Genomic DNA, 8,806 nt, shown 5'->3' on the forward strand with positions numbered 1-8,806 from the left:
CTTTTTATGAGTAGAACGTCGGAATCGGCAGGGATTGGTTCAACGCCCAGTCCCCCAGTTCGTGGAGCTTGTAATCCACCGGGTCGTGCAGGGTTTGCGTGCGCAGGTTGCGCCAATGACGATCCAGGCGCAGGGATGCGTGGGTGGAGCGCGCGCCGGTGACTTCAAACAGGCGGCTGCACAGGTCCAGGCCTTGGCGGGTGGCGGCGACCTTGGCGGTCGCAATGGCAATCGCCAGTTGACCGCGTTCGTTTTCGCTGAGGTTGGGGCCTTTTGCCCATGCCTGGTCGAGCAGCTCGGCAGCGCGTTCCACCAACAGGCGCACACCCTCCAGGGCCACCCAGAATTCGCCGTAGTGATGCAGCACGTAAGGGTCCTGGCGCACGTCTTCGGTTGAGGACTTGTGCCAGGAACGGGTCTCGGTGAGCGTGTAGTTGCGCGCTTCTTCGAAGGCACCTTCGGCGATGCCGAGGAACATATGGGTGAAGGTCAACTGGGCGATCAGCGGGCGCAGGCAGGCAAAAGGCGTGCTCAGCGGGCCCGGGTCGAGCAGCAATTCCGACTCCTCGACGCGCACCCGTTCGAAGCTGGCGCTGCCGCTGTCGGTCTGGCGCTGGCCGATATTGTTCCAGTCGTTGTGCAGGGTGATGCCGCTGCGCCCGCTGGGAATGGCGGCGATCAGCAGCTTGCCGCCGGCGCTTTCATCCACCGCCGAGGCAATCAGCATTTCCGAGTCGCTGGCGCCGGAGCAGAAGCTCTTCTTGCCGGAGAACTCGCGCCAGCCGCCGAAGTCCTTGACCACGGTGCGTGTGTCCAATGGGTTGAGGGCGTTACCCCAGAACCAGTTTTTGCGCGCGGTCTGTTCGAACCAGGGTTGCCATTGGTCCGGCCGCGAGAACAGGCGCACGGTGGCGAGCATCAGGTGGTGGAAGCCGAAGACGTGGGCAATGGAGCTGTCGACCTTGGCGAACTCGCGCACGATGGCCAGGGTGTCACTCCAGGGGGCGCCGAGGCCGCCGTATTGGGTGGGAATGCTCAGGGCCAGCAGGCCGCTTTGGCGCAGGGCGTCACGTTCGGTCTTGGGGGTGCCACCGCGCTCGTCGCGCTCGACGGCAGTGAGGGCGAATTCGGCGGCCAGCAGTCTGGCGGTCTGCAACGGTGATGGCAGGACGCTATGGGGTTTGGCTGTCACGGGGTTTCCTCTTTATAAGCGGGAACGACCAATGCCGCTCCCGCCGCTGCGCCGATCAGGCCTTGGCTGGCAGAACATCGTTGGCAATCATTTCGCCGAACGGGCCAGTGAGGTTGGTGATGCCGCGTCCGGCCAGGCTGGCATAGGGTTCCGGCAGCAGCGGGAACACCAGCTCGGCAAAGCGATAGGCTTCTTCCAGGTGCGGGTAGCCGGAGAAGATGAAGCTTTCGATGCCCAGGTCGGCGTATTCCTTGATGCGTTCGGCCACTTGCCGGGGGTTGCCCACCAGCGCGGTACCGGCACCGCCGCGTACCAGGCCGACCCCGGCCCACAGGTTGGGGGCGATTTCCAGGTTGTCGCGGCGCCCGTCATGCAGGGCGGCCATGCGGCGCTGGCCTTCGGAGTCGAAGCGCGAGAAGGATTTTTGCGCGGTGGCAATGGTTTCGTCGCTGATGTGCTCGATCAGTTTGTCGGCGGCTTTCCACGCGTCCTCTTCGGTCTCGCGCACGATCACGTGCAGACGAATGCCGAACTTCACCGTACGCCCGTGGCGGGCTGCGCGCTCACGTACATCTGCGAGTTTTTCGGCGACGGCGGCGGGCGGTTCGCCCCAGGTCAGGTACACATCCACCTGTTCGGCGGCGAGGTCGTGGGCGGCATCCGAGGAACCGCCGAAATACAACGGTGGATAAGGCTTTTGCACCGGTGGGTAAAGCGCCTTGGCGTTCTGCACTCGCAGATGTTTACCTTCGAAGTCCACTGATTCGCCCTGCAATACGCGGCGCCAAATTTGCAGGAATTCGTCGGAGACTTCGTAGCGTTCGCTGTGGTCGAGGAAGCTGCCGTCGCCGCGGTTCTCGTCGGGATCACCGCCGGTGACCACATTGATCAGCAGGCGACCGTTGGACAGGCGATCCAGGGTCGCCGCCATGCGCGCAGAAACGGTCGGCGAGATGATGCCTGGACGAATCGCCACCAGGTAACGCAGGCGTTCGGTCAGCGGCACCAACGCCGAGGCGATGACCCAGGAGTCTTCGCACGAGCGGCCGGTAGGAATCAGCACGCCGTGGTAACCCAGGCTGTCAGCCGCCTGCGCGACTTGCTTCAGATAATTGAGGGTGACCGGCCGTGCACCTTGGGTGGTGCCCAGGTAATGACCGTCGCCATGTGTTGGCAGAAACCAGAAAACATCCATGACCAATCCTTATGCGATTTTCAGCAGAGAGGGGGAGTGCGCTGCAAACAACGGTGCTGCGCGTTCTGCCGCAAGGCGTATACGGCCCTTCAGGGGCTCACTGGTTATTTGGTAATCGGTGAAGTCGGCCTCGGTGGCGTACACCCCGATCGGCAGGGTCAGGGCCTGGAAGAAGCTGAACAGCGGCCGCAGTTGGTGATCGAGAACCAACGCGTGGCGCTCGCTGCCGCCGGTGGCTGCGAGTAATACCGGTGTGTCGATCAGGGCGTTGAGGCCAACCAGATCAAACAGATGCTTGAGCAGGCCGGGGTAGGAACCGCGATAGACCGGTGCGGCGACGATCAGCAGGTCGGCCTGTTCGATGGCCACCAGTTGGGCTTCGACCTCGACGGGCAACTCATCCCGTGACAGCGCACCACCGAGTGGCCGGGCAATGTCGCCCAGTTCGATCAGGGTGGTCTGGATCGGCAGCAAGGTCGCCAGTTCAGCCAGTACGGCTTGGGTCAGTACGAGGGTACGGGACGGGCGCCAGGTTCCGCCGGAGAGGGCAACGACATTCAGGGGACGGGTCATGAACAGTTCCTTTATCAACAGTGGTTCATAGCAGGTGGAGTGCAACCTGTTGAGCAAGAGCTGTACCAACGGGTGCAGGCCTTGATTGGCGTGGGTTGCAGGTTCACTGCTGAAAAATGCTGCTGTTGTCTGACTGGTGATTTGTTGAATGGCTGTTGCTTGGCAAACAGTTGCGTGGCGAACAGTGCAGTTGCAGTGCAAGTCCTTTATAGAACGTTGTATTTATTCCGTAAATGAACGTATTTCCATATTTATAGATCATAAGGAAATATAAGGGGGATGGCTATCGAGGGTGTGTTGGCGGTTGATAGCGACTATCACGGACGGTGATTTTTCACTCTGTGAGGTCGGGAGTAGCCTGTGTTCATTGACTCGAAACCTTCTTCCCAGGGCTACCGCCATGAACCGATTTCTTGCTGTGTGCTTAGTGATTGTCAGCGCCATACTCGCCGGGTGTGCGAGCCATCCATCGCCGGAATTGCGTCCCTACACGGCCGAAGAGAGCAAGCAACTGGCCCTGGAAGCGCTGAGCCGTCGGGGTTTGTCGTTTGATGAATATCAACAGCAGCGCGCCGCACTGACCGGCCAGCCACAGAAGCCTTTCGGATTTGATCGCCAGGGCGAAATGAACGCCGAGCGCAACGTGGTTTTGCATGGTCGTCCCAGTTGAGTCGGCACTGCGCAAAAAAAAGCCCGAGGCTTCCCTTGAAGGAACCTCGGGCTTTTTGTTTGCCATGGCACGACTTCAGCCTGTTAAGCTGAATTTCAGGAGCGTTCCTACGCACATTTACTTAAAGTTGTCCTTCTTTAATGGCATTCGATCCGGTAAACCTGACGACCTCTGTTCCGGCCGATGCCCCTGAGACGCTGCTCTCGGGAACCTGCTCTGCGAGTCTTGACTGTCATGAATAAACGTCCGCTGTATTTCGACTACGCCGCCACCACCCCGGTGGACGAACGCGTCATCCAGGTGATGGTCGAGTGTCTGGGCTTCAATGCCAATTTCGGTAACCCCGCGTCCAGTTCCCATGCGTTCGGCCAGGCGGCCCGGCAAACGGTTGAACAGGCGCGTCGCCAGGTGGCCGAGCTGGTCGGCGCACAACCTGGACAGATCGTCTGGACCTCCGGTGCTACTGAGTCCAACAACCTCGCGATCAAGGGCGTTGCCCAGGCGCGTGGCGTGGCGGGCGGGCATATCATCACCAGCCAGATCGAACACAAGGCCACGCTGGACACCGCGCGGCAGCTTCAGGAAGCCGGTGTGGCCGTGACTTACCTGGTGCCGGACGCTGACGGGTTGATCAGCGCCGAGGCCGTCAGCGAGGCATTGCGTGAAGACACCTTTCTGGTATCGCTGATGCTGGTGAATAACGAACTGGGCACCCTCAATGACATCCCCGCCATCGGCGCGCGCGTGCGTGAGCATGGCGCGTTGTTGCATGTCGACGCGGCGCAGGGCGCGGGCAAGGTGGCGATCGACCTGGCGCAGTGGCCGGTGGATTTGATGTCGTTTTCCGCGCACAAGCTGTATGGCCCCAAGGGGATTGGCGCGCTGTATGTCGGCCCTCGGGCGCAACAGAAAGTGTCGGCACAGATTCATGGTGGCGGCCACGAGGGGGGCTTGCGCTCCGGTACCCTGGCTACCCATCAGATTGCGGGCATGGGCGCGGCGTTCGCTCTGGCGGCGGCGTCTTTTGCGCAGGAGAAGGCCGTCATCATGGCCTTGCGCCATCGCCTGCTGGAGCAGTTGGATACGGTCGGTGGCGTGCGCCTCAATGGCAGCCCTGCGCAGCGCATTCCTCACACCCTCAGCCTTACGTTCAGCGAAGGTGAATTCGACGCTGCTGCGTTGAGTGCGGGCATCGCCTTTTCGGCGACCTCGGCATGCAACTCCGCCAGCAATGCGCCTTCCCACGTGCTGCTTGCGTTGGGCCTTGACGCACGTTCTGCCGGCCGCACCATACGTTTGAGCCTGGGCCGGTTTACCACCGAGCAGGACATCGACCAGGCCGTGCAATTGATCAAGGCCGCACTGGCCAGCGCACCGGCGTTCTGGGCCGTCTGATTTTCACATAACAATTATTAGTGGTTAGCAGGAGACACAATGAGTACGCAGCCTTTGACCCATGGAACGGTTCCCCAGCGCCTGGCGCATACCCGCGAACTGATGCGCCGCGAGGGCATTCACGCCCTGCTGGTGCCGTCGGCTGATCCGCATTTGTCCGAATATTTGCCGGGTTACTGGCAGGGGCGCCAATGGTTGTCGGGGTTCCATGGCTCGGTAGGCACGCTGATTGTCACTGCGGATTTCGCCGGTGTCTGGGCCGATAGCCGTTACTGGGAACAGGCGACCAAGGAGCTCAAGGGTAGTGGCATTGAGTTGGTCAAGCTGCAACCGGGTCAGCCCGGGCCGCTGGAGTGGCTGGCCGAGCAGACGCCGGAAGGCGGTGTGGTGGCGGTGGACGGTGCGGTGATGGCTGTCGCGTCGGCGCGCACCTTGGGCGCCAGGCTGGCAGAGCGCGGCGCGCGCCTGCGGACCGATATCGACGTACTCGATGCGGTTTGGAAAGACCGTCCGAGCTTGCCGAGCCAGCCGATCTATCAGCATCTGCCACCGCAAGCGACCGTCAGCCGTGGCGATAAACTTGCCGCACTGCGCGCGAGTTTGAAAGAGAAGGGCGCCGACTGGCACTTCATCGCCACCCTGGATGACATCGCCTGGCTGTTCAACCTGCGTGGTGGCGATGTTTCGTTTAACCCAGTGTTTGTGTCGTTTGCGTTGATCAATCAACAACAGGCCACGTTGTTTGTGGCGCTGAGTAAAGTCGACGCTGACCTGCGTGCGGTGCTTGCGCAGGATGGTGTGACGTTGCGCGACTACAGCGACGTGGCGGATGCACTGCGTGCGGTGCCATCGGGCGCCAGCATGCAGGTTGACCCGGCCCGCGTTACTGCCGGTCTGCTGGAAAACCTGGATGCCGGCGTCAAGCTGATCGAAGGGTTGAACCCCACCACGCTGGCCAAATCCCGCAAGAGCCTGGCGGACGCGGAGCACATCCGCCGAGCCATGGAACAGGACGGCGCGGCGCTGTGCGAATTCTTCGCCTGGCTGGACAGTGCACTCGGACGTGAACGCATCACTGAGTTGACCATCGATGAACACCTGACGGCTGCGCGCACCCGTCGCCCCGATTATGTGTCGCTGAGTTTCAATACCATTGCAGCGTTCAATGCCAATGGGGCCATGCCGCATTACCACGCCACCGAAGAAGAGCATGCGGTAATCGAAGGCGATGGCTTGCTGCTGATCGACTCGGGTGGCCAGTATTTGGGCGGCACTACGGATATCACGCGGATGGTGCCTATCGGTACGCCGAGCGACGAACAGAAACGTGACTGCACCCGTGTGCTGAAGGGCGTGATTGCACTGTCACGTGCGCATTTCCCCAAAGGGATTCTATCGCCGCTGCTGGATTCCATTGCCCGTGCGCCGATCTGGGCCGAAGGCGTGGACTACGGCCACGGTACCGGGCACGGCGTAGGGTATTTCCTCAATGTGCATGAAGGCCCACAAGTGATCGCCTACCAGGCCGCCACTGCGCCGCAAACCGCGATGCAGCCAGGGATGATCACCTCCATCGAGCCGGGCACCTACCGCCCTGGACGTTGGGGCGTGCGTATCGAGAACCTGGTATTGAACCGCGAGGCAGGCAAGACCGAGTTTGGTGAGTTCCTCTCGTTTGAAACCCTGACCTTGTGCCCGATCGACACCCGTTGCCTGGAGGCGTCGCTGCTCACGGTGGAAGAGCGCGAGTGGTTCAATGCGTACCACGCCGAGGTGCGTGAACGCCTGAGCCCGCTGCTCAGCGGTGCTGCGTTGGAGTGGTTGCAGGTGCGCACGACGGCTATTTGACCGGGTGCAAAATCAGGAGCTGCAATAATTCAGTTGCAGCGCCGCGAAGGGGCGGCGTTGTATCAGGCATGTGTATGAGCAGTCGCTGGTGACTGCTCGGAGGAGATCACTTGCAGATGACGATCATGCTGCGGCTGGTATAGCCGGCAGGGTTTAGGCCGAAGGGGTAGTCCCCTGGCTCCTCGGAATTGTCACCGGACTTGGCGATAACCCGGTAGCCCTTGGCGCCACAAGAGTTGGTTGCACTGGTGTAGCACTGGTCCCAGGAAGAAGACAGGCCGGAACAGTTGATATGCAGCCCTTTTTTGCCGCGTTTTACTTCTGTCTTGGTAGTCGCGGCACAGCCAGCAATAGCCACGACCATTAACAGTATCAAAATTCGCTTCATTCCCATCCTTATATAGCCACTTCACAATGCTCGAAGTCGGCTCTACTCGCTCTCGAGTGTAGCGTTCGCGCTGTCCTTGTCGAAAAACTCCATGAATGACATTCGTTTGCAGTTTAAACATGGCCTAAATACGCAGCAAATACCAGAGCAACTTTCACTGATGATTCAATCCGCCGGAACCAGCGGCTTGGAGTCATTGCGCATCGTGAGTGTCGCGCCTACCGAGGCCATGATAATGCAACTTATGGCCAGCCATTGCGGTAGGGATAGGTGCTCCTGCAGGAAGAAAAGTCCTGAGAGTGCACCGAAAGCAGGCTCGATGCTCATCAGTGTTCCGAAGGTGCGGGCGGGGAGGCGTGTCAGCGCTACCATCTCCAGGGTGTAGGGAAGTGCCGTTGACAGGATCGCGACACCGATGGCGACCGGAATCAATGCCGGGGTCAGTAATGCGGTGCCGGCATGGACGATACCGATGGGCGCGACAAACAGGGCAGCGATCATTACGCCGAGGGCTGCGGTCTGGACGCCGTTGTCGTTGCCTGCTTTCTGTCCGAACAGAATGTAGAGTGCCCAGCAAGCCCCCGCCCCCAAAGCATAGGTCGCGCCGACCAGGTCGATTCCGCTGCTGGCTTCCCCCATGGGAATCAACAGGAGCAGGCCGATGATCGCCAGTGCTATCCACAGGAAGTCTACCGCTCGGCGCGACGCGTAGATCGCGACGGCGAGCGGTCCGGTGAATTCCAGGGCTACGGCAATGCCCAAGGGAACGCTGCGCAAGGACATATAGAAGAGGAAATTCATGCCGCCCAAGGCCATGCCGTAAACGACCACGGTGCGCAGGGATTTTGCGGTCAGCCTGGCGCGCCATGGTCGCAGGATGAGCAACATGATTACGCTGGCGAAGATCAGGCGCAGGGTTGTGGTGCCCTGGGCGCCGACAATCGGGAACATGCTCTTGGCCAGTGAGGCTCCGGACTGGATGGAGGCCATGGCGATCAACAGCAGGCCGACAGGAAACAATGCCGAGGCCAAGCTGCGGGGGGAGGTGGTCATTGGGGCGTTCGTCCGAGGTCATATTCGAGAATCAGGGGCCGCTATGATGCTTAATCGTTCGGCTTTGAGCAATATATTGCTCAAATCGACAGCGAGACCTTCTCTATATAGAGGGATTTGAAGGTTGGCAGGCACTTTGATAGAAAAACCAAATTAAGTGTTGACGGCAGATTCTGGACGTCTATAATTCGCCCCACTTCCGGCGCAGTCGAAACGTAAAACTCCTTGGTAAACAACGAGTTATGCAGAATAAGGCAGCGGATTGCTTCAGTTCATCGAAGCCCAGAAGGAGTTGATGGCGTCATGTTGTTTGACACTATTAACGATTCGATCTTCTCGGTCGAAAGCGGAGAAAAAGAGGTGTTGACAGCAGCGTGTAACGCTGTAGAATTCGCCTCCCGCTGACGAGAGATCGCAAGCGCAAGTGGTTGAAGTTGTTGAAGAAATCTTCGAAAGCTTCTGAAAATAATCACTTGACAGCAAATGAGGCTG

8 protein-coding genes are annotated in these 8,806 nt (G+C 60.0%); 3 read left to right on the plus strand and 5 right to left on the minus strand.

Annotated elements, in window-relative coordinates; genetic code table 11:
* Window positions 1–4: 4 nt before the first annotated feature.
* The 3 genes from BM416_RS29175 to msuE are packed head-to-tail and all read right to left on the minus strand — an operon-like array spanning window position 5 to window position 2,960.
* Window positions 5–1,192 (minus strand): acyl-CoA dehydrogenase family protein, encoded by a 1,188-nt coding sequence (locus BM416_RS29175; RefSeq protein WP_092490286.1) that lies wholly within the window; start codon window positions 1,190–1,192, stop codon window positions 5–7.
* A 55-nt stretch (window positions 1,193–1,247) separates the two neighbouring features.
* Window positions 1,248–2,387, minus strand: coding sequence for an FMNH2-dependent alkanesulfonate monooxygenase (gene ssuD, locus BM416_RS29180; RefSeq protein ID WP_092490287.1), 1,140 nt, complete (start codon window positions 2,385–2,387; stop codon window positions 1,248–1,250).
* 9 nt (window positions 2,388–2,396) lie between these two features.
* Entirely contained in the window at window positions 2,397–2,960 is a 564-nt protein-coding gene (msuE, locus tag BM416_RS29185; RefSeq protein ID WP_092490288.1) for an FMN reductase, read from the minus strand.
* Window positions 2,961–3,360: 400 nt separating this feature from the next.
* On the opposite strand from msuE, the gene BM416_RS29190 reads away from it, so the two are divergent.
* The 3 genes from BM416_RS29190 (at window position 3,361) to BM416_RS29200 (ending at window position 6,873) form a co-directional block, all read left to right on the plus strand.
* Window positions 3,361–3,630, plus strand: coding sequence for a hypothetical protein (locus BM416_RS29190; protein ID WP_092490289.1), 270 nt, complete (start codon window positions 3,361–3,363; stop codon window positions 3,628–3,630).
* Between the two features lie 234 nt (window positions 3,631–3,864).
* Window positions 3,865–5,025, plus strand: coding sequence for a cysteine desulfurase family protein (locus BM416_RS29195; RefSeq protein ID WP_092490290.1), 1,161 nt, complete (start codon window positions 3,865–3,867; stop codon window positions 5,023–5,025).
* A 39-nt stretch (window positions 5,026–5,064) separates the two neighbouring features.
* Window positions 5,065–6,873, plus strand: coding sequence for an aminopeptidase P family protein (locus BM416_RS29200; RefSeq protein WP_092490291.1), 1,809 nt, complete (start codon window positions 5,065–5,067; stop codon window positions 6,871–6,873).
* A 106-nt stretch (window positions 6,874–6,979) separates the two neighbouring features.
* Here the strand turns inward: BM416_RS29200 and BM416_RS29205 are convergent, their stop codons facing one another.
* Together BM416_RS29205 and rhtA are read right to left on the minus strand one after the other, a co-directional pair.
* Entirely contained in the window at window positions 6,980–7,261 is a 282-nt protein-coding gene (locus BM416_RS29205) for a hypothetical protein (RefSeq protein WP_027607138.1), read from the minus strand.
* A gap of 165 nt (window positions 7,262–7,426) precedes the next feature.
* Window positions 7,427–8,314: a threonine/homoserine exporter RhtA gene (gene rhtA, locus BM416_RS29210; protein ID WP_027607139.1), complete on the minus strand. Its 888-nt coding sequence runs from the start codon at window positions 8,312–8,314 to the stop codon at window positions 7,427–7,429.
* Between the last annotated feature and the right edge of the window lie 492 nt (window positions 8,315–8,806).

The sequence above is a fragment of the Pseudomonas sp. NFACC42-2 genome (genome assembly GCF_900116055.1).
In the GTDB taxonomy this organism is placed as follows: domain Bacteria; phylum Pseudomonadota; class Gammaproteobacteria; order Pseudomonadales; family Pseudomonadaceae; genus Aquipseudomonas; species Aquipseudomonas marginalis.

Excerpts from the sequence above, each read along its gene's own strand:
- ssuD (WP_092490287.1), bottom strand. The coding sequence starts at position 2,387 with ATGGATGTTTTCTGGTTTCTGCCAACACATGGCGACGGTCATTACCTG.
- msuE (WP_092490288.1), bottom strand. The coding sequence starts at position 2,960 with ATGACCCGTCCCCTGAATGTCGTTGCCCTCTCCGGCGGAACCTGGCGC.
- BM416_RS29190 (WP_092490289.1), top strand. The coding sequence starts at position 3,361 with ATGAACCGATTTCTTGCTGTGTGCTTAGTGATTGTCAGCGCCATACTC.
- BM416_RS29195 (WP_092490290.1), top strand. The coding sequence starts at position 3,865 with ATGAATAAACGTCCGCTGTATTTCGACTACGCCGCCACCACCCCGGTG.
- BM416_RS29200 (WP_092490291.1), top strand. The coding sequence starts at position 5,065 with ATGAGTACGCAGCCTTTGACCCATGGAACGGTTCCCCAGCGCCTGGCG.
- BM416_RS29205 (WP_027607138.1), bottom strand. The coding sequence starts at position 7,261 with ATGAAGCGAATTTTGATACTGTTAATGGTCGTGGCTATTGCTGGCTGT.
- rhtA (WP_027607139.1), bottom strand. The coding sequence starts at position 8,314 with ATGACCACCTCCCCCCGCAGCTTGGCCTCGGCATTGTTTCCTGTCGGC.